Origin of the sequence: Pararhizobium sp. O133, assembly GCF_051669845.1 — a bacterium.
GTDB lineage: Bacteria > Pseudomonadota > Alphaproteobacteria > Rhizobiales > Rhizobiaceae > Pararhizobium.
This window is the reverse complement of record NZ_CP196426.1, coordinates 2796120-2820925: the sequence shown is the minus strand read 5'-3', so window position 1 is coordinate 2820925 and position 24806 is coordinate 2796120. Positions and strand designations below refer to the sequence as shown.

The window sequence follows — 24806 nt, the reverse complement described above, 5'->3', positions numbered from 1 at the left end:
ATCCCTTGCCGGGGAATGGGCCGCCGATGTTTCGGAAACTTGTTCTGATGGGTGGCATGTTAGTCCTCTCGATTTTCGTTCCGGTGGTGAGCCCGTTCCACCAGGTTCCACCAGGTGGTCGGCGGGTTCCACCACCGACCGGGGTTCTAGGGGGTGGTGGTAGGTAGGCTGGTGGAAGGTGGTGGAAGGCTGGTGGAACGTCTGGTGGAAGATCTTCCGGCTTATTTTGCCCCGTAATCTTCGGCGGAAATGATCAGTCTTTTTCTTGGTTTTGAAGGCGGGCCGTCTTCAACAATTTTGATAGTTTCTGCGTCCAGGAGACGCGACATGGCTTCCGCGAGTGCCTTCTTCCCGACCCCATCGCTGTCTGCATGGGCCGCCATCTTGGCGGGCGCATAGTTGGTTCCACTGACGTGGCTAACGTTGTTGCCTTGGCGGTTGAACTTGGAGAGGATCGCCAGAAACACGGTCTCGGCCCTACGCTCCATCAGCCGCTTCGCAGGGTTCGGGCGGCTGCCGTCATTGAGGACGAAAACACCCTGGTGCCAGCGCAGTTTGAGTGCGTCACCCCGCGCGCCGTAGTTCGACTTCATGCTGGTAAGCACCCGCCCGTCTGGATCGGCGCCGTCGCCTGTTTCGGCCGTCAAATAGAGCCGGGCCCGCACGCTGTTATTCCATGCTGTCGAGCCGGAGGTACCGCTGCCGCTCTGCATGCCGGCAACGCTGGGGTGGCTAAGCAGGACTACCGCGCAGTCGTACTCGATTGCGATTGACCGAAGCATCGCAACGAACTGGCGAACTTGGGTCCGATCGATCTCGTTGCCGCCGTACAAATCAGCGCTCGTATCGAGAACGAGAAGTTTCGGGCGAAATTCCGCAATTCGCCCCCGTAGGCTATCGAACAACGGCGTCGGCTTAATACGGCCGGATTTCTCTGGCAGGGCGAGCGTTGCGTCTCGGTCGGCAAGCGGCAGAAGAAGAAAGTCGTCTTTGAGGTCCCCATAAGCGGCGCCATGCTCGGCGAGGACATCGTTGATTCGCCGATGGAACTCATCGACTTCGTCTTCCGCACCAACATACAATACCCTCCCTTGGGCAGGCTGCAGCCCGGCCACCTCTTTGCCGAGCACCGTTGCAACCGATGTCTGCAGGGCAAAAAGGCTCTTTCCCAAGCCGCCGTCTCCGGACAGCAGCGTGACCGTCCGCAGCGGTACTAACTTGTCGATCAGCCACTTTCGCGGCGGGACCGCCTGACCTTGCCATTTCGAGGGGTAGACAAAAGGAAGATTATCGTTTTTGGCCACGGTTCGCGGCACGTTATCATTGGCGGCTGCCGGATGCGCTTTTCGCGTCAACGCATCGACGAGACCCCGCGCTCGTTCGGCACGTTCGGACCTTTCCTCGATGAGAGGAACACCAAATTTTCCCCACAGCCTTTCGAGGTCCCGCAGGGCGCGTTCTTCGGTTGGGTAGCGATGAAGCCAGTCACCCTCGGCAGACACGAAGAGAGACGCCGCCTGCTCCGCCGTCAGCCCATCAAACGCCAATTGCTCGACGACGCGTGCTGCATGGGCGGAGCGATCACCGACCTCATTGGCGGCCAAAAGAGCGGCAGCATTCTCGGAGGCTGTGATCCCTTCCACCGATGGCAGTTCGCCCAGCGAAACGGACGTGGTGGTGCTCGGTGCCGACGCCCATGGCTCAAGCGCTTTCCGAAGGTCTTCCACGGACGTCAGCGAGCCGTCCCATTGTTGGGTGACGGTAACGGCAACGGGCTCGGGTGGCCGACCACGTTCCAGCTTCTTTCGGTTTGGCCAGTTTAAGGTACCTGCTATCCGCCAAACGTGTGCGACGTCCCCTGTCCCGTGATCAGCCCCGGTCGCGCGTTTCAGAGCAAGAGCCAGAGCCTTTGCCTCAGATGGCGGAAGCGGCCGATCGAATAGAAAAAACGGCTGCCTATTTCCCGGCGACGTTTCCAGCGCAAGGTCGGAGTCTACAGGCAAAGCTCCTGCCATGCCCGTATCGCAGTCCTGATCCACCACGAGGCCGAGGACCGCTACAATGTCGGATTCTAAGCCGCGGCTTCCACGCGCCAAGCCTTTCCGCATGATTTGCAAGCCGGCGAAAACGTTGGCATTCGGCGTGTTGGCATGTGCCATGACAGCTTCGACCATCCCGTCGACGTCCCCAATCTGGCAATGAGAAACAGCGCCAGGTGCGTCCTTCTCGCCGAGTGGATTAGCCAGGAAGGCACTAACCACCAGCACGCCGTCGACCCCGTTGGCGAGCGCATGAAGCATGTCGCAGTGTGTTCGGATGGCCGCTTCCTCGAACGACGGCGGCGTTGCCGGCTGAGGCTTATATTTCGGAATCGGTGCCATCGGCGGTTTCGTGCCCCTCAAATTTTGCGATTGCTGCTGCAGTGATGGCTGAAGCCATTGCCGGTGAGAATGTTGCTGTCCGTCGGCCGCCGTTGGCATTGGGCGAATAAACGATACGTCTGCCGTCTGGCGCTTCCATCAGCCTAAGGCCATACATTTTCACATCGGGATTGAGAGTGAGGTCGAAGAATGCGAGCACACGCATTCCCCCGCCGCCCTGACTGGCGACGGGTTCGATATTTAGGATCTCCATCATGCGGCGATACCCGAAACAGACCGGGCGACCGCCAGGTTAGCCTCAGCTTCATACTCTGCCTTCCAGGCGCCCAAAGTATCGTAGCGATTTTGATCGCAGTCGTAGACGCCTCCAGCCGGATCAATCATGACGGCGTAATCATCGGCGCCATGGTCATACCCGTCAAAAACTGGGTATTTTCCTGACGCGCAAATCCGCCACGCGATGACTGTGCGATGCTTGTACTGGAAAACGCCGTCTTCCCACCGCTCGACGAAGACAGCAACAAAGGGCTGGCTGGCCGGAATCACCGGAATGAAGAGTTCGTCAATGTCCTCGCGATACGTTTCGACCGTGACCTCTCCGCCGGTTGAAAGTAGGAAACGAGTCAGACCGTTCCGAAGCTTCGAGTATTGGACGACGTGTTCGGAATTGATATTCGTACCGTCTTTAGTCGCGATAATTGGCAAAATGGCCCTCCTCCGCCGGCTGATGGCCGGACGATCAAATGTTGATGTTGGCGTGAGACGGGTGAATTACCCGATATCTTGTGCTGATTGCGGTCACAAACGCTAAATATAGTATTTTGACATGTTCTAGGCCAGCGTAATTCCATTAACGGTATCCGAGATGAATCCGTCTAGGGGCGGTCAGCGAATATTTATGTGCCGGTCCCCACGAGCGCTGGCTGTCCGTAGCTGAAGCTATGAATCGACTCGGCGTCGCCCATGAGCGACCGCGACATCCGAGTGAGCGTCGACCAGAGATCCCCCATGAACAGCATGCCGACCTGAGCAACGACATCAAATAGGTCGTCGTCAGGTTCTCCCGGAGCGCATCCTGCAAGGCGCCAATCGCTTGGTGACATGCTATCCTCGTCTAAGAGATAATCCTCCCATCCCCACGGATCGGCATACTCTTCGTCGTGCCCGCATTTCCAAAGAGTCTCAGCAACCATCCCGGCAACCGCGACCATGCGGACGTGCTGGTGGTCTGAGACGGTTGGCAGATCATACATGGTCATGTGCCCGAGCCAGGTTTTCTCCCGTAGATGATCGACTGTTTCGTTTCGGTGGATCCAAGCGTCAGCCGTATAACCCAGGTGGATGGCCATGAGCGCGTGACCAGCTTCATGGATGGCCGCCAATCGCCGGTCGTACGCTTCCATTCGAGTCGGGCTTCCCGCCATGCGGCGGTTGGTCGGGTGCGCCGTCATGCGGACGCCCTCCCCGCAATCTTCGACTCAATCCATACACGGACTTCAGAGCGTACGAACGCGACCCGCCGATCGCCAAGGTCGACGGCGACGGGAAAGCGCCCCTCGGATCGATATCGATTGAGCATCGATCGTGACATGCTTGTCATCTCGCATGCCGCGTTAAGGCTTATGAGCGCCGGGAAATTATCGTTATCTGCAGACGGAATCATGGTGTCTCCTCTAAAGACGCGCGGATGGAATCCGAGCGTCAAGTTGATCGAATGGAGTTTGAGAAGGTTCGGTTGCCGGTCACCATGACCGGGTTAGGATTAATCGACCCTCATGGGCCACGCATCTCGGTGCGCTTCAGGCTGAGATTCTCAGCGGCTTTTAGATGCCGAAGCATCTGGTGCGGGAACCACCCCGCGCACTGCTTGCCACCATAACAAGTCAGTGCAGTGTATATAGGCAATTTGGTTGCAAAAGTCAGGCAGATTATTTTAGCCTGAGCGAAATAAAGAAGTTGACGCGTTTGTAAACATTATCGTTTTCCGCAGTAGTCAGCCCATTTCTGCATCAAATCCCTACGTCTCTCTAATGCGTCGGATCGGGCATAGGAGCGCTCAACCGTATCGCCGACAGCGTGGGCCAATGCCGCTTCCGCTACCTCCCGCGGCGCGTGCGCAACCTCGGTTGCCCAGTCTCGGAAGGTTGATCTGAACCCGTGGACGGTGAACGCGCCACCGCCAGCCGAAGTCAACGCCTTCGACAGCGAGGCGTCGGAAAGCGGCTTCTTATCTCGCACGCCCGGGAAAACGTACTCGTTGACGCTCTGGCGCGCCATCGCCTTCAAAAGAATAATGGCCTGTTTAGAGAGGGGAACCCGGTGCTCTTTTCCAGATTTCATTCTCTTGGCGGGTATCGTCCAGACTTTCTTGAGGAGGTCAATTTCGGGCCAGACTGCAGCCCTCACCTCGCCCGACCGGCAAGCCGTCAGAATGGCGAGTTCTAGCGCCCGCGCTCCAACTCCATTTACAGCGGCAAGCTTCGGCATGAATTCTGCCATGTCGGCATGGGGCATTGAGGCGTGATGTTTCGTTGCCGTCAGTTGGTTCGGTTTGTGCAGAGCGTGCTCGAGATTGCCGCGCCAGGCCGCCGGATTGTCGCCGCTGCGGTGCCCTTCGACCTTGGCAGCATCCAGCACGCGCTCGATTGCCTCGCGTAGCTTCTCGGCCGTTTCCTGTTTCTCGCCCCAGATTGGGCCAAGGACGGCAATCACATCTTTATTCTTGATTGCAGCGATCGCCTTGGCACGGATCGGCTTTGCATGGTTTTCAAGCAGGTTGCGCCACCGCGCTTCAGTCTTGGCGCCGCGCCACCGTCCCGCCTTTACCGCGGCATCAACGAACGAATCCGCGAACTCTCCAAACGTTATAGCTTTTGGCGCTTCGGCCTGCGCCTCATGCCGGGCGGCGATCGGATCAACACCGGCTCGGACCTGCCGGCGGCACTCTTCAGCTTTTTCGCGCGCTTCCGCCAAGCCGACCGTATGCAGTGGCCCAAGCCCCATCTCGCGCCGAAGGCCAAAGATTGTGTAACTGAAAACCCAGTAGCGTCCTGTACCCTTCGAAACAAGCCAAAGCCCGCCACCGTCGCGAAGCTTCGCCGCTTTACTGGCCGCGACCGCCTTCACGGTCAACGCATTCCGAGTATGGATCCCCATGTCGTTTTCCCCACTTTTTCCCCGCAATTGGGTATTGCGCTATAGATAGTCGTCTTGGACGTAATGGACAAGGGATAGAAGTAAAACAGAGGGTTAATGATCATGGTGTGTACACTGTGGACCACTATGGACACTAAGATTTATCCGGCCCGGGGAGCCAGTTTCAGAAGGCTGCATTCGGCAACGAATGCAGCCTTTCGCTTTTCTGGACAGTTCCCGATCCTGTTCCTACGATGCGAATTGGTCGATCTCTTGGCTCACTCGGAAGTCACAACCTGACTTCGCAAAACGATGAAATAAAAAAGCTTTCGCCGCGAAACCTTTGATCCGCGCTTTCCGTATCTGCGTATGCAAAGACCGATACGATGCGCGGGCGAACATGAAAAATAGCGATCCTTCCCCAAACGGCCCTCTTCTCGTCTGGTTCCGCAAGGATCTGCGGCTGGGTGACAATCATGCGCTGCACGCAGCGGTGCAATCGGGGCGAGGCGTCATTCCTGTTTATATTCGCGAGCCTGCCGAGAGTGGCACAGGACCGCTCGGTGCGGCGCAGACGTGGTGGCTGCATCATTCGCTGCAGGCCTTTTGCGAATCCCTTGGCAATCTGGACAGCGGCCTTCTTCTGCTGACCGGCAAGCCGGAAGACGTTTTCGCCCGCTTGATCGCGGAAACCGGTGCCTCCGGCGTCTACTGGAACAGGCGTTATGATCCGGATGGCATCGCCGTGGACAGCGCGCTGAAAAATCGCCTCGGCGATGCCGGTTTGACTGTCAGAAGTTTCGCCGGCCAACTCCTGCATGAACCGTCGCGACTGAAAACCGGCGCGGGCATGCCCTACCGTGTCTACACGCCCTTTTGGCGCGCGCTGGAGGCGTCCGGAGAGCCGGACGCGCCGCTCGATGCTCCCGAGCACATTCCGGCACCCGCGGATTGGCCGAAGAGCGAAAAACTAGCCGACTGGAACCTGCTGCCGGCGAAGCCCGACTGGGCAGAGGCATTCCGTGAAGTCTGGACACCGGGAGAAGCCGCAGCCCTTGAACGGTTGCAGGACTTTATCGACGGGACCATCGATGGCTACAAGACGAATCGTGACCTGCCGTCCCGCGACGGGACCTCGCGGCTGTCGCCGCATCTGGCGCTCGGTGAAATCTCCCCTGCCCGCATCTGGCATGCGACACGAAACCTGAAGGACGTTCCGGTCGAGGATGTCGTCACCTTCCGCAAGGAACTGGCCTGGCGCGATTTCTCCTATCATCTGCTCTTTCACAATCCCGACCTGCCGCGCGAAAATCTCAATCGTCGGTACGACCGCTTTGAATGGGGTGATGACGAAGGCGCCTTCACGCTCTGGACCAAGGGCCGGACCGGCTATCCGATCGTCGATGCGGGCATGCGCCAGCTCTGGCGGCACGGTACGATGCATAACCGCGTCCGAATGATTGCCGCCTCCTTCCTGATCAAGGACCTGCTGATCGACTGGCGCCGTGGCGAAGCCTGGTTCCGTGATACGCTGGTCGATGCCGATCCGGCGTCAAACGCGGCGAGTTGGCAATGGGTCGCCGGCAGCGGCGCCGATGCCTCGCCCTTCTTCCGCATCTTCAACCCGATCCTGCAGGGCGAAAAATTCGATCCCGACGGCACGTATGTCAAAACCTTCGTGCCGGAACTCGAAAACATGCCCGCCAAATTCGTGCACCGGCCGTTCGAGGCCCCAGCGGCAGCGCTGAAGGCCGCTGGCGTGACGCTCGGTGAAACCTACCCGAAACCTCTCGTGGATCATGCAAAGGCGCGCGACCGCGCACTTGCTGCCTATGGCAATATCAAGGACGCTGCATGAACGCCCCTTTTCCCCATGGTCCGCATCATGTTCCCGGTCGCCGCCTGTCGGTCGCGATCATCGGCTCCGGAATCTCCGGCAGTGCTGCCGCCTGGGCACTCAATCCGGTCCATGACGTCACCCTCTACGAGAAGGAGACGCGCGCCGGCGGCCATACGGCGACCGTCGATATCGATTATGACGGCACGCCGATCTCGGTCGATACCGGTTTCATCGTCTATAATGAGGCCAATTATCCCAACCTGACGGCGTTGTTTTCAGAGCTGGATGTCGACACCCACAAGAGCGACATGAGCTTTTCGGTCTCGCTCGATCACGGCCAGCTCGAATGGAGCGGCGACAATCTCGCCACCGTGTTCGCCCAGAAACGCAACCTGCTGCGACCGTCTTTCCTGATGATGTTGCGGGAAATCCTGCGGTTCAACCGCATCTGCCTGGAAGATCGCAGTGCCGGTCGGCTGGAGGCGATGTCGATCGGTGATTATCTCAACTGGCGTGGATTTTCGCCGGGCTTCACCAACAATTATCTCGTGCCCATGGCAGCGGCGATCTGGTCGACGCCGAGCGGCAAGATGCTGGAGTTCCCGGCGGAGAATTTCATCCAGTTTTTCGACAATCACCGCTTGATCTATTTCAAGCCGCATCCTTGGCGCACGGTGACCGGCGGCAGCCGCAACTACCTGCAAAAACTCTTGCGGCCGCTTGGCGATCGCCTGCAGCTCGGCTGCGGCATCCGCTCGATCCGTCGCGAGGAAGGCCGTGTGATCATCACGGACGATCAGGGCGAGACGAGACAGTTCGACAAGGTGATCATCGCCACGCATAGCGATCAGGCGCTGGATATGCTGTCGGATGCGACGCCAGCTGAATCGGCGCTTCTATCTTCGGTTCCCTATCATGCCAATCGCGTCATCCTGCATCGCGACGCCGGCCTGATGCCGAAACGGCCGAAAGTCTGGGCATCGTGGAACTATCTGCGCTCCACAAAACCTTGCGGCACGCAGGGCGTCGCCGTCAGCTATTGGATGAACCGCCTGCAGGGTATCGATCCGAGATGTCCGCTGTTCGTCACGCTCAATCCTGAACGGGAGCCGGCATCCGGCAGCGTCTTTGCCGAATTCTCCTACGATCATCCGCAGTTCGATGCACGCTCGATGGCGGCGCAGCGGCGGCTGAAATCGATCCAGGGTGACAACAACACCTTCTTTGCCGGAGCCTGGACGGGATATGGGTTCCATGAGGATGGACTGGTATCCGGGCTTGCCGCGGCCGAGGCGCTCGGCGGCATCATTCCCTGGCGTCAGCAGATATCGACCATCTTCCGGGAGGCTGCCGAATAGATGCGTGGCTCATCCGGTTCGGACATGATACGCAATGGCACCCCGCCGCAAGACGCGGCCATTCTGTATGCAGGTCAGGTCATGCATCAGCGCATGAAGCCGGTCGGTCATCGCTTCACCTACGACGTATTCTCCCTGATGATCGACCTTGACCGGTTGGCGGAAGCAGACCGATCCAGTTCCGTCTTCTCGGTCAATCGCCGCAACCTGCTCTCTTTCCACGAGAAGGATCACACAGGCCAAAGCGGCATGCCGCTGCGGGCCTATGTCGATCAAATGTTACAGGAAGCCGGTCTCCGATCCCGCGCGGCACGCGTGCTTCTCGTCTGCTATCCCCGCATCCTCGGGTTCGTTTTCAATCCCCTGGCGGTTTACTACGCCTATGACGAAAACGATGGTCTCTGCGCCATGGTCTACGAAGTCCGCAATACCTTCGGCGAGCAGCATACCTATGTCTGCCCGATCGGGCCGGAGGACATTTCCGATGCCGGTGTGCGGCAGCAATGCGACAAAATCTTCCATGTCTCGCCGTTCATCCCGATGGCGATGCGCTACCAGTTCCGCATGCTGCCGCCAGGCCGGGAAATCCGCTGGCGCATTCTGGAGACGGACAAGGATGGCCCCCTGCTCGCCGCGACCTTTTCCGGCGTCTGGACACCGTTGAAAACAGGCCAGATTTTGCGGCTTGTTGCCCGTATCCCGCATCTTACATTCAAGATCGTCGCCGGCATTCACTGGGAAGCGCTGAAGCTCTGGATCAAGGGCATGCGCTATATCCCTCGACCCGAAGCGCCGGCCCCCACCAGTATCTGGAGAAATGGTCGCCGCCAGCCGCACGGATTTTATGATAAACCCAAGGTTGGCGCTCCGGCGGAATGAGGTTATTTTATATCAAGAGCAATGATTGCTGAGGATCTGTAGATGAGTACAGCAGGCACCGGTTATCGTGATTCCGAGGACGTCGAGCGTCTGTCGACCGAAAATCTTTCTCGCATCGTCAAAGGTCTGCCCGCCAAGGCGCAAATGGTTTTTCGCGGCCTTGTCCACATGCAGGCAGGCTGTTTGAAGCTTACTCTGCCCGACCGCCGCACCGTGGTGGTGAACGGCAAGAAGCAAGGCCCCGTTGCTTCCGTGACGTTGCATAACTGGAACCTGCCGCAGCGGGCGCTGACCGGCGGCACGATCGCGGTTGCCGAAAGCTACATGGACGGCGATTGGGACAGCCCGGATGTCGGCGCCTTTCTCGAGCTTTTCCTCGTCAATACCGAAGTCGGCAGCCATTTCTCCAATGGCGCGCGCGGCGTCATGCGACTCGTGGAGAAGTTCAGGCATTGGATGAACGCCAATACGAAAACCGGCTCGAAGAAAAACATTTCGGCGCACTATGATCTGGGCAATGCCTTCTACAAGGAATGGCTGGATCCGACCATGACCTATTCCTCGGCGCTTTATTCGACCGGCGCCAACGACCTGCAATCGGCGCAGCGCGCAAAATACAAGGCACTCGCGGACGCCGCCGGCATTCGTGCCGGACATCATGTGCTTGAGATTGGCTGCGGTTGGGGTGGCTTTGCTGAATACGCCGCAAGTGAGATTGGATGCAAAGTCACCGGTCTGACGATCAGCCGCGAGCAACTGGCCTTTGCCACCGAGCGCATGAAGCGCGCCGGGTTGGCCGACAAGGTCGATATCAAGTTCCAGGATTACCGTGACGAAACCGGTCTTTACGACCGCATCGTCTCGATCGAGATGTTCGAGGCCGTTGGCGAAAAATACTGGCCGGCCTATTTTTCGCAACTCCAGCGCTGCTTGAAACCCGGTGGCAAGGCCGGCCTGCAGATCATCACGATCAAGCCGGAAGCCTATCACGAATATCGTGCCAATCCGGATTTCATCCAGAAATACGTGTTTCCGGGCGGCATGCTGCCGACGGGGGAACACCTGATCGAGCTTGGTCGCAAGGTGGGACTGAAGATCAGCGGCGATTTCGGCTTCGGCCTCGATTATGCCCGCACGCTCGCCGAATGGCGCGAGCGGTTCTGGAACGTGTGGGACCAGGTCGAGCCGCTCGGCTTTGACACCCGCTTCAAGCGGCTGTGGGAATTCTACCTGTTCTATTGCGAGGCCGGTTTCCGGGCGAAGAACATCGACGTGAGACAGATCGTGTATGAATGAAAAGATGGCCGGCGGCGCAGGCGAGATGCCGATCAGCCGCCGGATGCTCCTCGCCTATGCCCTGCCTGCCATGCCCTTGGCCGCCTTGGGCCTACCGCTCTATTCGCTTGTCCCGACCTACTATACCGAAACGCTCGGGCTACCGATTGCCACCGTCGGGTGGACGCTGTTGCTGGTCCGCCTGTTCGATGCCATCTGCGATCCGCTCGTCGGCTATGCCGCGGATCGCATCCGTCCAGGTTTTGGGCGAAGGCGCCTCCTGTTCCTGATCTCGCTGCCTATCGCGGCCTTGTCGGCGCTGATGCTCTATTGGCCAGCCGCAGAAGCCGGCATCGCTTGGCTCACGGTCTGGGGCATGCTGGTTTCGCTGGGTTTCACGATGGCGATCGTACCCTATTCCGCCTGGGGCGCGGAACTGGTGGCGGATTATCATGGCCGTACGCGGCTGACAGCGACGCGCGAAGGCTTGACCCTGGTCGGCACGCTGATCGCCATCGTCCTGCCGTTTGCCATCGGCTTCGAGCAGAAGGGGTTTTCCGGCCTTGCCGTGCTCGGTCTCGTCGTTGCCATGATGCTGCCGGCCTTCGGCGGCCTCACCGTCTGGCGTGTGCCAGAACCGTCAGACGTCACAACGATACGGCTGCCGCTGGCGGCTGCTCTGTCCCGTCTCGCTCGCAATCGACCTTTCCGGCGCCTGATCGCCGCCTTCTTTCTGAATGGCCTTGCCAATGGCATACCGGCCACGCTGTTTCTCTATTTCGTATCGGCGCGGCTGCAATTGCCCGATATGCGCGGACCCTTGCTCTTCCTGTATTTCCTGAGCGCCATTGCCGGCGTGCCGCTGGCGGCATTTGCAGCAAAGCGGCTCGGCAAACATCGCTCCTGGGCGATCGCAATGCTCGTCGCTTGCCTGATCTTTTCCGCGGCGCCGCTGCTCTCTGCCGGAGCATTGCTTCCCTTCGCCCTGATCTGTGCTGCGACCGGATTGTTGCTCGGCTCGACCTTGCCCTGCCGCCGTCCATTCAGGCTGATGTCATCGATACGGATACCGCGGAGTCCGGCGACCAGCGCAGCGGTTTCTATTTCGCCGCCTGGGGGCTGGCGACAAAACTTTCGCTCGCCGCCGGTGTCGGCGTCGTCTTTCCTTTGCTGGGTTTTTTCGGTTTTGAGCCGGCATCCGGTCCGGCAAATAGTGCTGCATCTCTTTTTGCGCTGGCGGTGATCTATGCCTGGGTGCCGATCGCACTCAAACTGGCGGCAATCGCGCTCATGTGGAATTTCCCGCTCGACGAAGCGGCTCAGGACGCGCTGCAGGCCCGTATCCGCCGATAAATGTCCTAAGCGGCTTTACCGCTTCGCTGGATATGCCTAAGGAAGTCCAGCTTCCCATCGATCATTCAAAGGGTGATGACATGCGTCTCGCATGGATTTTTCTGGCGCTTGCGATTGCCACCGAGGTGATTGGCCTCACAGTCATGAAGGCGGCCTCGTCGGGCGACGGTATCTGGGGCTATGTCGTCATGTATATCTCGATCGCGCTGTCCTATTTTTTTCTCGCCAAGGCCGTGAAGATGATCTCCGTCGGTGTCGCCTATGCCATCTGGGAAGGATCGGGGATCGCGCTGATCACGCTGGTCTCCGTCTTCGTCTTCAATCATGTGCTGAATACCCAAGAGATGATCGGTCTGGTCATGGCGGTGACCGGCATTATCCTGGTCAATGCCGGCGAAATGCATGAGAGCGAGGCCGATGACCGCGCCTGATATTTATTTCATCTTCGCTGTTCTCGCCGGCGTTCTGGATGTCGCGGCCAACCTCGCCTCCACCAAGTCGAACGGCTTTGCCCGCCGAGGCTGGGGTATCCTGTCCATTCTCCTGGTGCTGGCGGCCTTCGCTTTCCTGGTCGAGGCGGTCAGGGGCATGGAACTGGCGATCGCCTATGCCATTCTCGGCGCCACTGGAATTTTCGGCACGGCGATCTCCGCCCGTATCCTGTTCGGACAGAAGCTGAAACCGATCGGCTGGTTCGGTCTCGTCCTGGTCTTCGGCGCCGTCGTCGTTCTTCACACTGCCTGAGGATCGCGTGCCAGCGTTTCCGGCGCGTGCCCCTGTGTAACGAGCGGCCGCGTCTTCCAGCCGGTCGCCTTGTTCATCAGCCAGAAATAGAGGCCGTAGGGCAAAAGATTGAGCAGCTTCAGCGCATAGGTGAAGCGTTTCGGGAAAGTGATCTCGAAGCCGCTGGCCTTGAGCCCAGTGACGATATTGTCGGCCGCCTCCTCAGGGCTGACCAGCGATGGCATCGCGAAGGCGTTTCGCGCCGTCGCCGGCGTGTCGACGAAGCCGGGATTGATGATCTGCAGCCGGATACCGGCTTTGTCGAGATCGAATTTCAGGCTTTCTGCCATGTTGATCAGCGCTGCCTTGGTCGCACCATAGGCAGCGCTCGTCGGCATGCCGCCGTAGCCGGTGACGGAGGAAACGATGGCGATCTGGCCGTGACCGCGCGCCTTCATGTGCCGTACCGCCGGCAACAGACAGTTGACCGTGCCGTGTAGGTTGACCGCAAACGTCTTTTCGAAATCCTCGCGGTGCATGTCCTCGCCGTGAACGGGGATGTAGACGCCGGCATTCAGCACCGCCAAGGCCATCGTGCCGTGCTCGTATTCGATCGCAGCCAGGATGCGCTCCATGTCGCGCGGATCGGTGACGTCTCCATCGAGCACGATGATCTTGCCGGGTCCCGGCGCCTCATGCTGCAGGTGGACGAGTTTCTCGTGATCCCGCGCGGTGACGACCACATTGAAGCCATCCCGAACCAGTCGTAGCGCCAGCGCCCGGCCGATACCGGAGCTTGCTCCCGTAACCCAGGCCAAACCCAATTCCGGGTGTGCGACAAAATCGGTCATCAGCTTTCCTTTCCCGCTCAACATCGCGCTGATGTCACCACCGGACATCACGAAATAATACGCGCTGAAATGCAGTTTGTTCCGATATTCTGGCCTTTCCGGGGCGGCGGTTCATCCGATGAGATCACCGATCAGTTGCCGGAAGGCGCCGGTCAGTTTGAGGGGCGCATCCGAGACCGCAAAGCCGATACAGGGAACCTCGTTCTCCGCCATTGGGCGATGATCGACGCTCTCGTCGGCGACGGAGATATCGCCTTTGCCGAATCGCCCGCGTAGATCGTTGAAGGCCCCATCGAGAACCAGCGACAGTTCGAAGCCCTGATGGGTATGTGCCGGAACCGCGCGGCCCGGCCTGATCCAGAAAAAGCTGACATCGCAGCCGTCGATCTTGCCGAGATCATATTCCTTGAAACCGGGCAGCTTCCGCTTCCACGGTATATCGTTGGCCTCGAAGCCGACAAAGTCGCGGATTGCCGGGGGTAACAGCGCATTGGTCGGCCGCCGCAAATTCTTGGTGGCGACGGCGACCGCCGGGGCGGCAAAAATGGCGTTCAGCACGTCGCCCCTTGACGCCAAAGCCACCGGCTCGATCTTTTCCATAACGTCGGCGGCGGCGGTCTCGAAGTCCAGGACCCGGGAGCGGTTGATCGACTTCATCTCGAGATGGGCCTCGACGAGGACACGCGCAGGCTCCGGCAGGATACCGGCAGCATACCGCGCCATCAAGGCATCCACCATGTCGAGCTGGGCATCAGCCATCAATTGTTGCACCTGTTCGCTGCGTCACGTCTTCGACCGTATCGCCTCACTACGCCGAGGGTCAACAAACGGATCACAGGTTGGACCGATATGGCGCCGTAAGTCATTTTTTGCCCGTGACGCCGTCCCGTTGAAACGCTATTTCTTGCTTCAAGGCCCTGCCCGGTGGAAAAGACGCCATGATTCCGGGTGGTTGGATCGTGGTTCTTCTCGACATCCAGTGATCCGACACGCCGTGCCGACTTTTGTTCGATCAGGTCCGCCTGAAACATTGCCCGCCAAGCCAAGAGGTTTTCTCATGCCTGTACTGCCATCCGTTCTCGACGCCATCGGCAACACGCCGCTGATCCACCTCAAGGGCGCATCGGAGGCAACGGGTTGCACCATTCTCGGCAAGGCGGAATTTCTCAATCCCGGCCAGTCGGTCAAGGACCGCGCGGCGCTGTCGATCATCCGCCATGCGGAACGCTCCGGCCATCTGAAGCCGGGCGGCGTCATCGTCGAGGGTACGGCCGGCAATACTGGCATCGGTCTGGCCCTGGTGGCGCAGGCGCTCGGCTATCGAACAGTCATCGTCATTCCGGAAACGCAGAGCGAGGAAAAGAAGGACGCCATTCGCCTGCTCGGCGCCGAACTCGTGGAAGTGCCGGCCGTTCCCTACAAGAACCCGAACAATTACGTAAAACTCTCCGGCCGCCTCGCCGCCGAACTGGCCAGGAGCGAACCGAATGGCGCGATCTGGGCCAACCAGTTCGACAATGTCGCCAATCGCGACGCCCATGTGGAAACCACCGCTCCGGAAATCTGGCGCGACACCGACGGCAAGGTCGATGGTTTCATCTGCGCGGTCGGCTCCGGCGGCACGCTGGCTGGTGTTGCAGAGGGTTTGCGGGCGAAAAACCCCGACATCAAGATTGGCCTCGCCGATCCGGAAGGCGCCGCCCTCTACAATTATTATGTCAATGGCGAGTTGAAGGCTGAGGGCAGTTCGATCACCGAAGGCATCGGCCAGGGCCGTATCACCGCCAATCTCGAAGGCTTTGCGCCGAATTTCTCCTATCAGATTCCCGACGCGGAAGCCGTGGCCGTGGTGTTCGACCTTGTCGAGAACGAGGGCCTCTGCGTTGGCGGCTCGTCGGGGATCAACATTGCCGGCGCCATTCGCCTGGCAAAAGATCTGGGGCCAGGACATACCATCGTGACGATCCTCTGCGACTATGGTAACCGCTATCAGTCGAAACTGTTCAATCCGGCGTTTCTGAAGTCGAAGAGCCTGCCCGTGCCGGCATGGCTGACGCGAAACTCCGGAATCACGGTGCCATACGAACCTGCCGGATAAGCGTCCCATGACAACGACTGCTCTTTTTCGTGACGACTTCTACCTTTCAACAGCAGAAGCGGTCGTCACGGGAATAGGGGCGGACGGTGGCATCGCGCTCAACCAGACCTGTTTTTACGCGACGTCGGGCGGTCAGCCCGGCGATAGCGGTTTCCTTGAGCGCACGGACGGCAGCCGCATCGAGGTCGCCACGACCCGTCACGGCGAAACCAAGGACATCATCGTCCACATGCCGGCCGCCGATCAGCCGGTGCCTGAGGTCGGCGAAAAGCTTGTCTTGCACATCGACTGGCCGCGTCGCTACAAGCTGATGCGCATGCACACGGCGTGTCATCTCCTGTCCGTCGTTTGCCAGTTTCCGATCACAGGCGCTGCGGTCGGCGAGGACGAAAGCCGCGTCGATTTCGACATGAGCGAAACCATCGACAAGGATGCCGTCACCGCTGCGATGATGGCTCTGGTCGAGGGCAATCACCCGATCTACCTGCAGTGGATCACCGATGCGGAACTCGCCGCCAATCCCGATATCGTCAAGTCGAAGAATGTCCGCCCGCCCATGGGGCTCGGCCGTGTCAGCCTGGTCTGCATCGGCGAAAACGCCTTGATCGACAGCCAGCCCTGCGGCGGCACCCATGTGTCCGAAACGCAGGAAGTCGGACAGATTTTCATCGCCAAGATCGAAAAGAAGGGCAAGGAAAACCGCCGTTTCCGCATCCGCTTCGGCACGCCGGAAGCAAGTCCCGCCCCCTGACCGGAGAATTCATCATGTCTGAACAGAAGAGCGCTTTCGTCGTTTCCGCGGACTGGCTGCAGGCGCGCCTCGGCGATCCCACGGTCAAGATCGTCGATGCCGCCTGGTATCTGCCGGCACAGAACCGCGATCCCAAGGCGGAATATGCCGCCGCCCATATCCCCGGTGCCGTCTTCTACGATCAGGACATGATCGCCGATCTCGACAGCGGTTTGCCTCACACCATCCCCTCGCCCATGGCCTTTGCCGCCGCCGTCGGCAAGCTCGGACTGAGCGAAACCGACACGATCGTCGTCTATGACGGTCCCGGCATCTTCACCGCGCCGCGCGTCTGGTGGCTGCTGCGCACCATGGGCGCGACCTCTGTCTTCGTTCTTGATGGTGGCATGGACGGCTGGACGGCGGAAGGGCGGCCGGTGACGACGGAAGTGCCGCAACCGGCGCCCGCAGTCTTCCGCCCGACCTATAATTCGGGCGCCGTCACGACCTTTGCAGAGATGATCGCGATCGTCGCCAATGGCGAACGCCAGATCGCCGATGCGCGCGGTGCTGCCCGCTTCACTGGAGATGAGGCAGAGCCCCGCGCGGGCATGCGCTCCGGCCATATGCCCGGCGCCAAAAGCCTGCCATCCGGCGTTTTCTCGACCGGCGGCAAGCTGAAGTCGCTGGATGCGCTACGCGAAACCATCGAAGGTGCCGGCATCGACCTCGACAAGCCGGTCGTGACCAGCTGCGGTTCGGGTGTGACCGCCGCCATCATCATGCTGGCGCTGCAATCGCTGGGACATACGGACAATACGCTTTATGATGGTTCCTGGTCCGAATGGGGCAGCCGGGCCGACACGGCCGTCATTACCGGGAAAGAATAATCGGCATGGCAGAGACCGCAGCAAACGAACCGCTCGACGTTCACGTCACGGAACTGGAAATGACCGCGCCGCCGAAGCAGAGCCTGCCGGTTCCGGTCAATATCCAGACCGCGATCATGCGCGTGCCGGAAATTCCGCTGCCGTTCTATCGCTTCCTCTATCTTCAGGTCGGCAGGCGCTGGACCTGGGTCGATCGGCTGCGCCTGAGCGACGACGACCTGGCGGCAACGCTACACGACAAGCGCAATTCGGTCACCGTGCTCTACGTCAACGGCGCGCCCGCCGGCTTTTTCGAACTGCTGCAGGTGGATGAGGATATCGTCGAACTCTCCCATTTCGGCATGTTCGAACATGCGCTCGGCCTCGGGATCGGCAAGTGGTTTCTGCTGCAAACCCTCTATGCCGCCTGGAATTCCAATCCGAAAAAGGTGCGGGTCGCCACCAACACGCTGGATCATCCGCGCGCCCTGCAACTCTATCAGCGTTTCGGGTTCAATCCGGTATCGACCAGAGACGCAAAAGTCCTGCCGTTGAGTGACGACGAGTTACTGGCGCTGTCGCGAACGCTCTGACGATTGCTGCCCGGCAAGAATCGGGTGTCGCCGGCGGCAGGCGCGTGGCATTTCCTCTCTCCATCGAAACCGGAGGAAAACCGATGAGCCTGCGTTATCAACCGATGCCCAGCGATCTTGCCGCCCGCTACCGCCGCCTTGAACCGGATGCTTACGGCATTGTGCCGGAACGACATGTTTCCGATGGCCAAGGCATGCCCTGCCGCCATTGTCTCGCCAATATCGAAGCCGGCGATCCTTATCTCATCCTTGCCTACCGCCCCTTCCCCGAACTGCAGCCCTATGCGGAAACCGGGCCGGTCTTCCTTCACGCGCAAGAATGTCCCGCCTATGCCGGCGGCTCAGAAATTCCCTCGATTCTGACGACCAGCCGGGATTATCTGCTGCGTGGCTACAGCGCGACGACCGCATCGTTTATGGCAGCGGCGCGGTGACACCGGTCGAAGACGTACCTCAGCGAGCCGGCGAATTGCTGGAGAGAGCGGATATCGCCTATGTGCATGTGCGCTCGGCCCGCAACAATTGCTACCAGTGCCGGATCGAACGCGCATGAGAAGGGCCGGATGTCCGGCCCTCAGACTGCTGGCAAACTCCCAAGCCGGTTGTTGGAGAGCGAGGTATCCTCACTCTCCCTCATCCTCGCCCTTGTGGCGGGGATCCAGCGACCCGACGTCCGTCGGGTCAAAAGGCTCTTTCAGCCCAAAGACTTGGGCTGGCTGGATTCCCGTGACAAGCACGGGAATGAGGGTGCGGGGATGGTGCCCAGTGCGTCCTAAGTGACGTCCGAAATCGCGGAACGATGACTTTGTCAGCAGTCTGAGAGCCGGATGTCTGGCCCTCAGATATTCCAGTAAGCGACTGCGATCAGGCAATCTTCAGCACAGCCTCAGCAGCATGGTTTTCGTAACCCAGGGCTTCGGCCACGGCCCTGTTGGTGACGCGGCCCTTGTGGACGTTGAGGCCGGCGCGCAGATGCCGGTCCTCGGCAATCGCCTTAAGACCGCGGTCAGCGAGTTGCAGACCGTAATGGAGCGTCGCATTGTTGAGCGCATGGGCCGAGGTCACAGGAACCGCGCCCGGCATGTTGGCGACGCAGTAATGCACCACGCTATCGACCTCATAGGTCGGGTCGGAATGCGTCGTCGCATGCGAGGTCTCGAAGCAACCGCCCTGGTCGATGGCGACGTCGACGATGACGGCGCCCTTCTTCATGCCGGAGAGCATTTCGCGCGTCACCAGCTTGGGCGCGGCAGCGCCAGGGATCAGCACGGCGCCGATGACGAGATCCGCCGAGAACAATTCCTCTTCCAGCGCGTCGATGGTCGAGAATCGGGTGTGAACGCGCCCGGCGAAGATGTCGTCGAGTTGGCGCAGCCGTGGAATCGAGCGGTCGAGAATGCTGACATCGGCGCCGAGGCCAACGGCCATGCGGGCCGCGTGCAGGCCGACCACACCGCCGCCGATGACGGTGACCTTGGCCGGCAAAACGCCCGGTACGCCGCCGAGCAGGATGCCGCGGCCGCCATTGGCCTTCTGCAATGAGGTCGCGCCGGCCTGGATCGCCAGACGTCCGGCGACTTCCGACATCGGCGCCAGAAGCGGCAGGCCGCCGCGATCATCCGTCACGGTTTCATAGGCGATTGCCGTGACGCCGGAACCCAGCAGACCCTTGGTCTGTTCCGGATCGGGAGCCAGATGCAGATAGGTGTAGAGAAGCTGACCGTCGCGAAGCTGCGCCCATTCGGCAGGCTGCGGCTCCTTGACCTTGACGATCATATCGGATTTTTCAAACACATCCTTAGCGGATGCAACGATCTTGGCGCCAGCGGCACGGTAGGCGTCATCCTCAGCGCCAATTCCGGAACCAGCCTTGGTTTCGATGATCACCTCATGGCCATGGGCCACATATTCCCGGACCGATCCGGGGGTGAGCCCGACACGATATTCATGGTTTTTGATTTCCTTCGGGCAACCGACACGCATCCTCGCGTTCCTCTCCTTGTGACTTTCGCCATTGCTATTGGGCCCGAATAAGGAACCAGAAACGGAACCGCATGTCCTTGCAAAGACGCTGGCGATTGCGATAATCTTGCGAGAATTATTGCGCGGATGAAGAGATATTTCGCAGGAAATTCGAATGTCGATGATGGATACAATTGATGCTGCGATCCTGCGGATTCTTCAGCAAAATGGTCGGATCGCCAATGCCGAACTCGCCGAGCGTGTCGGCTTGTCCGCATCAGCCTGTTCACGCCGCGTCGATATCCTCGAAAAATCGGGCGTGATCAGCGGCTATCACGCCCGCCTGTCGCACAAGGCGCTCGACTACCGGATCATGGTGATCGTTCACATCTCACTGTCTGGCCAGTTTGCCAAGACGCTGACGGAATTCGAGGCTGCAGTCAAACTCTGCCCCAACGTTCTGGTCTGCTACCTGATGTCGGGCGAGTACGATTATATCCTGCGCGTCGCTGCCAAGGATCTCGAGGACTACGAGCGTATCCATCGCGATTGGCTGTCTGCCCTGCCGCATGTGGTCAAGATCAACTCCAGCTTTTCGCTGCGAGAGGTGATCGACCGGCCGAATGTCGGCGTTTGAAAGACCGCCCCTAGAGATTGCCGACCACGCAGTTTCGACCCTTGTGCTTGGCGTCATAGAGGCGCACGTCCGCCTTGGACAGCAAATCCATCGCGGTTGTACCGTTCCCGGGCGTCGATGCGACACCGATACTGACGGTCACGATCGAATGGTCGGCGGTCATCACATCGCTCATCACGCGTAGGCGGACATCCTCGGCGCGCGCCACGGCATTTGCGTGATCGAGCCCCTCGCACAGAACAACGAATTCCTCGCCGCCATAACGAAACAACCGGTCGTTTTGTCGAAGCGCTGACTGGATGGCCGTGGCAATCGATTTCAATACATGGTCACCCTCGATATGCCCGAACCTGTCATTGATGCTCTTGAAGTGGTCCGCATCGATCATCATCAAGCTGGTCGGGCTTCCGGACGCCGCAGCGTCGCGGATCACCCGCGGCGCCTCGAATTCGAAACGGCTGCGGTCGAGCACGCCGGTCAGCATGTCCCGTCCGGATTTCGACAGCAGGTCCTCGTACCGTTCGCGGAACGTCAGCGTGTTGAAGATGTCGCCGATCGGCTGCCGCGATACGGACAGGATCGAATGGTTGCAGTAATGCAGATAGGCACCAAGGACGGTGGAATAGAAAACCGCCGCTCCCATCTTGGCGATCCAGCCGCCCCAGAAAACATCCATCGGCACGCCATTCACGGCATGGAGCGCGAGGAAGAACCCAACCTGATCAAAGGTCAGCACCACGACACCACACGCCAGGAAGCGCAACATCAGCGATTTTCGCATCCATCGGCCGATCCGCTCGTAAAGCAGAATGATGATCAGTGAATCCAGATAGAGCAGCAGCGTTCCCCAGAGCATCAGCCAGCCCATCTCGTCGATAAAGGCAAGATCGGCGGAGCGCTCCGGCGTGATCGCGACGGTCTGGTGCATCTGCAGGATAAAGCCAAGCCCGAGCGTCAGAAAATTGCCGGCCAGCAGACCGTAGATCGGCTGGCGCACTGTCGCCGCATCCTCCTTCACATACAGAAGCAGGATCATCATCAGCTTGCCGGAAAACAGCACCGCCGATCCGGGCGAGATGACACCGAACGGAAGCTGCACGTAGAAGACAGCGGCCAGATAGGTTTCGATGAAATGCATGACGCCAAGCGCCGCGATGAACACGCCGATGCCCAATCGATGGCGCAGGTGCAACAGCGTCACCATGATCACGACATAGACAAGACCTTCGCAAAGAAAAAGGACGATATTGGTCATCGACGATCGTTCACCCGGATAGATTCCAGGTTTCTATCATCTGGAAATTTAAAGAAATGTTTATGCTTTTGCACTCGTCGAGTGTTCAACGCACATGAACCGAACTACCCTCAATTAATGGTAGTATCCATGGCGAATGTTAGCGATGCTGGATTTAAGCGCAGAAGCCGGACAGAACGTCAAACTTGCCTGGAAACAGCTTCATCGGCGAAGAGCGACGGACCGTTCTGATCGATGATCTGACGGCCCTTGCGTAGCGTCGCCTCGATCACGTCCTGCTCCGAGCTGAAGAGATCGGCGCGGATGAAGGTGCGCACGCGGGTGACGCCATCGACGTCTTTTTCCACTGAACCGGCAAGCCGGAACTGGGTGCCCTCGCGCTTCGGCGTGGCGCGGATCATGCAATCCGCATAGGCCTCCGTCTTGCCGCCGCCGGACGCATTCGCGTCCTCTTTGGAACCACCTGAAAAGCCGAACAATTTTGACAAAAACGAAGCCATGGGGAAGACTTACCACGGCATGCCTGCCTGTCAAAGGTTAAGTTTTGGCAAGATGTCGGGTGTATCTTCAAGTCAGGGAAACAGGGGCTACAGCGACGTTGACGACAGCATATTTCGAAGCGATCGCCGCGATCCGGGATATCGACGCATGGCTTGCGGCTGGTGAATCGACCTTCTCGGACATCCGGCCTGGTCTCGCCAAGGAAATTGTCTGGGCGGACCCGACCGCGAAAAGCCGGACGCCGCTTGCCATCATCTACATCCACGGCTTTTCCGCCTCGAAGGGCGAGGTCCGCCCCCTGCCCGACCAGATCGCCAGGACGCTCGGCGCCAATCTCTTCTATACTCGTCTGGCCGGCCATGCTCGTAGCACTGACGCCATGGCCGATGCCACCGTCAAGGACTGGCAGAACGACATGGTGGAAGCGTTGGCCATCGGTGCCCGTCTCGGAGAACGGACCTTGATCATCGCCACCTCGACCGGCGCCTCGCTCGCCACATGGGCGCTCGCTCAGCCCGCCCTTGCCCGCCATGTCGCCGGTGTCGTCTTCCTCGCACCGAACTACCGCATCAAGGGACGCGGCGCATTCCTGCTCACCGCGCCGTTGGCCGCGATGAGTGCCCGCCTCATCCTCGGCCCGCGCCGTTCGGTCATACCGCGAAACGATTTGCACGCGGCCTACTGGACCACGAACTATCCGGTTCGGGCGCTGCTGCCGATGGCACGCCTCGTCAAGATCGTCAGCGCCCTGCCGTTCGAAAGGATCACCGCGCCGGCGCTCTTCCTGCATTCACCGCGCGATCAGGTGATCGATCCGAACCGCACGCGGATCGTTGCGGAACGCTGGGGCGGCACGGCGACGCTACTCGATCCCGGCGATATCGGCGATTCCCACGGCCATGTCATTGCCGGTGACGCGCTATCGCCAAAGACCACCGACAGCCTCGTCGAGGTCATCCTGAACTGGTTTAGGAAAACAGTTTAACAAGCAGATATCATTTGAGGAATGAATTTCATCAAATGACGAGATTGGCCAGGATCTCGTTGTCCGTGATATCCTGATAGCGCAGACCGGCACCATCGAAGGCAATCTTCAGCCGGGCGAAATTCTCTGGCCTCTTGGTTTCGATGCCGATCAGGATCGAGCCGAAATTGCGGGCCGACTTCTTCAGATATTCGAACCGGGCAATATCGTCTTCCTCACCCAGCAGGCCGAGGAAGTCCTTGAGCGCACCCGGTCGCTGCGCCATGCGCAGGATGAAATATTTCTTCAGGCCCGCGTGCCGCATGGCCCGTTCCTTCACATCCGGCAGGCGTTCGAAGTCGAAATTGCCGCCCGAAACGACAGCGACGATGGTCTTGCCCTCGATCTGCTCACGGCCAAGCGTTTCCAGCGCGGTGATCGAAAGCGCGCCCGCCGGCTCGAGCACCACGCCCTCGACATTCAGCATCTCGGTGATCGTCACGCAGATGGCATTCTCGGCCAGAAGCAGGACCTGATCGATCGAGAAGCCACGCAGCGCCTCGAAATTCAGGTCGCCGATCCGTCCGACCGCAGCGCCATCGACAAAATTGTCGACCTGGTCCAGCGTCACCACCGAACCGGTTTCCAGGCTTCGCCGCAGGCTGGGCGCGCCCTCGGGTTCGCAGAAGATGAACGCTTCCGGCGGCACCACGTCCCGGAGATAGCCGGTCATTCCAGCCGAAAGCCCCCCGCCGCCGACGGGCATGATGACGAGGTCGGGAATGGTGCCTTCCGGCAGCTGTTCCATGATCTCAGCCGCGACCGTCGCCTGTCCCTCGATAATATCAGAATGGTCGAACGGCGGCACCATGACACCGTCGATGCGATCGACATGGTCGCGCGCGGCCTGATAGCACTGGTCGAAGAAGTCCCCGACGAGCTTGATGCTGATAAATTCGCCGCCGAACATCCGGGTCTTGTCGATCTTCTGCTGCGGTGTCGTTACCGGCATGAATACGACACCCGGCACGCCGAAATGCCGGCAGACGAAGGCAAAGCCCTGCGCGTGATTGCCGGCCGAGGCGCAGACGAACGTCCTTTCCGTCCCGCCTGCCGCGATCACCTTGCGGAAGAAGTTGAACGCACCGCGAATCTTGTAAGAGCGCACCGGCGAGAGATCCTCGCGCTTCAGGTAGATCGTCGCGCCATAGCGCGCGGTCAGATGCTCGTTGAGCTGCAGCGGCGTTGCCGGAAACAGCGCGCGCAGAGCCTCGACAGCGTGGTCAACATCCGGCTTCATGGAATGCGGTCTTTCGTTCGGGTTCCTGGTGCCCTGCCTATGCCACAGGGCTTTTGCCGAAACCATCGATATTCTTTAAGAGTATTGCAGCCCGCTTGACAC

General features: G+C 59.7%; 24 protein-coding genes and 3 pseudogenes. 15 read left to right on the top strand and 12 right to left on the bottom strand.

The window, feature by feature from the left end; translation table 11 throughout:
- Positions 1-221: 221 nt before the first annotated feature.
- From ACST81_RS13430 to ACST81_RS13405, 6 genes are all read right to left on the bottom strand, one after another.
- On the bottom strand, positions 222-2381 hold the full coding sequence (locus tag ACST81_RS13430; protein ID WP_438748380.1) for an AAA family ATPase: 2160 nt from the start codon (positions 2379-2381) through the stop codon (positions 222-224).
- Positions 2359-2637, bottom strand: coding sequence for a hypothetical protein (locus ACST81_RS13425; RefSeq protein ID WP_438748379.1), 279 nt, complete (start codon positions 2635-2637; stop codon positions 2359-2361). Before ACST81_RS13425 ends, ACST81_RS13430 begins: the two co-directional genes overlap by 23 nt.
- Positions 2634-3086 carry a hypothetical protein gene (locus ACST81_RS13420; protein WP_438748377.1) on the bottom strand — a complete coding sequence of 151 codons (453 nt, stop codon included), beginning with the start codon at positions 3084-3086 and terminating at the stop codon, positions 2634-2636. The genes ACST81_RS13425 and ACST81_RS13420 overlap by 4 nt, the downstream gene beginning before the upstream one ends.
- 191 nt (positions 3087-3277) lie before the next feature.
- The gene (locus ACST81_RS13415) at positions 3278-3832 is read right to left on the bottom strand and encodes a hypothetical protein (protein ID WP_438748376.1); all 555 of its coding nucleotides are present in this window, start codon (positions 3830-3832) and stop codon (positions 3278-3280) included.
- Complete coding sequence (locus tag ACST81_RS13410) at positions 3829-3960, bottom strand: helix-turn-helix transcriptional regulator (protein WP_438753549.1); 132 nt, start codon at positions 3958-3960, stop codon at positions 3829-3831. The genes ACST81_RS13415 and ACST81_RS13410 overlap by 4 nt, the downstream gene beginning before the upstream one ends.
- Before the next feature lie 395 nt (positions 3961-4355).
- Complete coding sequence (locus ACST81_RS13405; protein ID WP_438748375.1) at positions 4356-5537, bottom strand: tyrosine-type recombinase/integrase; 1182 nt, start codon at positions 5535-5537, stop codon at positions 4356-4358.
- 379 nt (positions 5538-5916) lie between these two features.
- Between ACST81_RS13405 and ACST81_RS13400 the strand changes: the two genes are divergently transcribed.
- From ACST81_RS13400 to ACST81_RS13365, 8 genes and pseudogenes are all read left to right on the top strand, one after another.
- The gene (locus ACST81_RS13400) at positions 5917-7374 is read left to right on the top strand and encodes a cryptochrome/photolyase family protein (protein WP_438748373.1); all 1458 of its coding nucleotides are present in this window, start codon (positions 5917-5919) and stop codon (positions 7372-7374) included.
- Positions 7371-8714: an NAD(P)/FAD-dependent oxidoreductase gene (locus ACST81_RS13395; protein ID WP_438748372.1), complete on the top strand. Its 1344-nt coding sequence runs from the start codon at positions 7371-7373 to the stop codon at positions 8712-8714. The genes ACST81_RS13400 and ACST81_RS13395 overlap by 4 nt, the downstream gene beginning before the upstream one ends.
- Entirely contained in the window at positions 8715-9593 is an 879-nt protein-coding gene (locus ACST81_RS13390) for a DUF1365 domain-containing protein (RefSeq protein WP_438748370.1), read from the top strand. It begins immediately after the preceding gene.
- A 42-nt stretch (positions 9594-9635) separates the two neighbouring features.
- Positions 9636-10889, top strand: coding sequence for a class I SAM-dependent methyltransferase (locus tag ACST81_RS13385; protein ID WP_438748368.1), 1254 nt, complete (start codon positions 9636-9638; stop codon positions 10887-10889).
- Positions 10882-11838: pseudogene (locus ACST81_RS13380) on the top strand (MFS transporter); the annotation flags it as partial. The gene ACST81_RS13385 and the pseudogene ACST81_RS13380, both read left to right, overlap by 8 nt.
- A pseudogene (locus tag ACST81_RS13375) lies at positions 11796-12122 on the top strand (MFS transporter); the annotation flags it as partial. The pseudogenes ACST81_RS13380 and ACST81_RS13375, both read left to right, overlap by 43 nt.
- A 179-nt stretch (positions 12123-12301) precedes the next feature.
- Complete coding sequence (locus ACST81_RS13370; RefSeq protein ID WP_438748367.1) at positions 12302-12652, top strand: SMR family transporter; 351 nt, start codon at positions 12302-12304, stop codon at positions 12650-12652.
- The gene (locus tag ACST81_RS13365; protein WP_438748366.1) at positions 12639-12965 is read left to right on the top strand and encodes an SMR family transporter; all 327 of its coding nucleotides are present in this window, start codon (positions 12639-12641) and stop codon (positions 12963-12965) included. Before ACST81_RS13370 ends, ACST81_RS13365 begins: the two co-directional genes overlap by 14 nt.
- On the opposite strand, the gene ACST81_RS13360 is transcribed toward ACST81_RS13365, so the two are convergent.
- Both ACST81_RS13360 and ACST81_RS13355 read right to left on the bottom strand, forming a co-directional pair.
- Positions 12953-13795: an SDR family NAD(P)-dependent oxidoreductase gene (locus tag ACST81_RS13360; protein ID WP_438748364.1), complete on the bottom strand. Its 843-nt coding sequence runs from the start codon at positions 13793-13795 to the stop codon at positions 12953-12955. The two genes, ACST81_RS13365 and ACST81_RS13360, sit on opposite strands and share 13 nt — an antisense overlap.
- Before the next feature lie 111 nt (positions 13796-13906).
- Positions 13907-14554: a ChrR family anti-sigma-E factor gene (locus ACST81_RS13355; RefSeq protein ID WP_438748362.1), complete on the bottom strand. Its 648-nt coding sequence runs from the start codon at positions 14552-14554 to the stop codon at positions 13907-13909.
- Positions 14555-14852: 298 nt separating this feature from the next.
- On the opposite strand from ACST81_RS13355, the gene ACST81_RS13350 reads away from it, so the two are divergent.
- The 5 genes and pseudogenes from ACST81_RS13350 to ACST81_RS13330 all read left to right on the top strand — a co-directional run bounded on the left by ACST81_RS13350 (position 14853) and on the right by ACST81_RS13330 (position 18638).
- Positions 14853-15893, top strand: a complete 1041-nt coding sequence (locus tag ACST81_RS13350; protein WP_438748361.1) for a cysteine synthase A — start codon at positions 14853-14855, stop codon at positions 15891-15893.
- A 7-nt stretch (positions 15894-15900) separates the two neighbouring features.
- Positions 15901-16644 (top strand): alanyl-tRNA editing protein, encoded by a 744-nt coding sequence (locus ACST81_RS13345; protein ID WP_438748360.1) that lies wholly within the window; start codon positions 15901-15903, stop codon positions 16642-16644.
- A 14-nt stretch (positions 16645-16658) separates the two neighbouring features.
- Positions 16659-17513, top strand: coding sequence for a 3-mercaptopyruvate sulfurtransferase (gene sseA, locus ACST81_RS13340; protein ID WP_438748358.1), 855 nt, complete (start codon positions 16659-16661; stop codon positions 17511-17513).
- A gap of 5 nt (positions 17514-17518) precedes the next feature.
- Complete coding sequence (locus ACST81_RS13335; protein WP_438748356.1) at positions 17519-18085, top strand: GNAT family N-acetyltransferase; 567 nt, start codon at positions 17519-17521, stop codon at positions 18083-18085.
- Between the two features lie 83 nt (positions 18086-18168).
- Positions 18169-18638: pseudogene (locus ACST81_RS13330) on the top strand (DUF1203 domain-containing protein).
- Positions 18639-18949: 311 nt separating this feature from the next.
- Here ACST81_RS13330 and ald read toward each other — a convergent pair.
- Complete coding sequence (ald, locus tag ACST81_RS13325; protein WP_438748355.1) at positions 18950-20068, bottom strand: alanine dehydrogenase; 1119 nt, start codon at positions 20066-20068, stop codon at positions 18950-18952.
- A 154-nt stretch (positions 20069-20222) separates the two neighbouring features.
- On the opposite strand from ald, the gene ACST81_RS13320 reads away from it, so the two are divergent.
- On the top strand, positions 20223-20684 hold the full coding sequence (locus tag ACST81_RS13320; RefSeq protein ID WP_438748353.1) for an Lrp/AsnC family transcriptional regulator: 462 nt from the start codon (positions 20223-20225) through the stop codon (positions 20682-20684).
- 10 nt (positions 20685-20694) lie between these two features.
- On the opposite strand, the gene ACST81_RS13315 is transcribed toward ACST81_RS13320, so the two are convergent.
- The gene (locus ACST81_RS13315; protein ID WP_438748351.1) at positions 20695-21939 is read right to left on the bottom strand and encodes a diguanylate cyclase; all 1245 of its coding nucleotides are present in this window, start codon (positions 21937-21939) and stop codon (positions 20695-20697) included.
- Between the two features lie 179 nt (positions 21940-22118).
- Positions 22119-22439, bottom strand: coding sequence for an HlyU family transcriptional regulator (locus ACST81_RS13310; RefSeq protein WP_438748349.1), 321 nt, complete (start codon positions 22437-22439; stop codon positions 22119-22121).
- A gap of 98 nt (positions 22440-22537) precedes the next feature.
- Between ACST81_RS13310 and ACST81_RS13305 the strand changes: the two genes are divergently transcribed.
- Positions 22538-23425, top strand: coding sequence for an alpha/beta hydrolase (locus tag ACST81_RS13305; protein WP_438748347.1), 888 nt, complete (start codon positions 22538-22540; stop codon positions 23423-23425).
- 31 nt (positions 23426-23456) lie between these two features.
- Here ACST81_RS13305 and ilvA read toward each other — a convergent pair whose 3' ends face one another.
- Complete coding sequence (gene ilvA / locus ACST81_RS13300) at positions 23457-24704, bottom strand: threonine ammonia-lyase (protein ID WP_438748345.1); 1248 nt, start codon at positions 24702-24704, stop codon at positions 23457-23459.
- Positions 24705-24806: the final 102 nt, after the last annotated feature.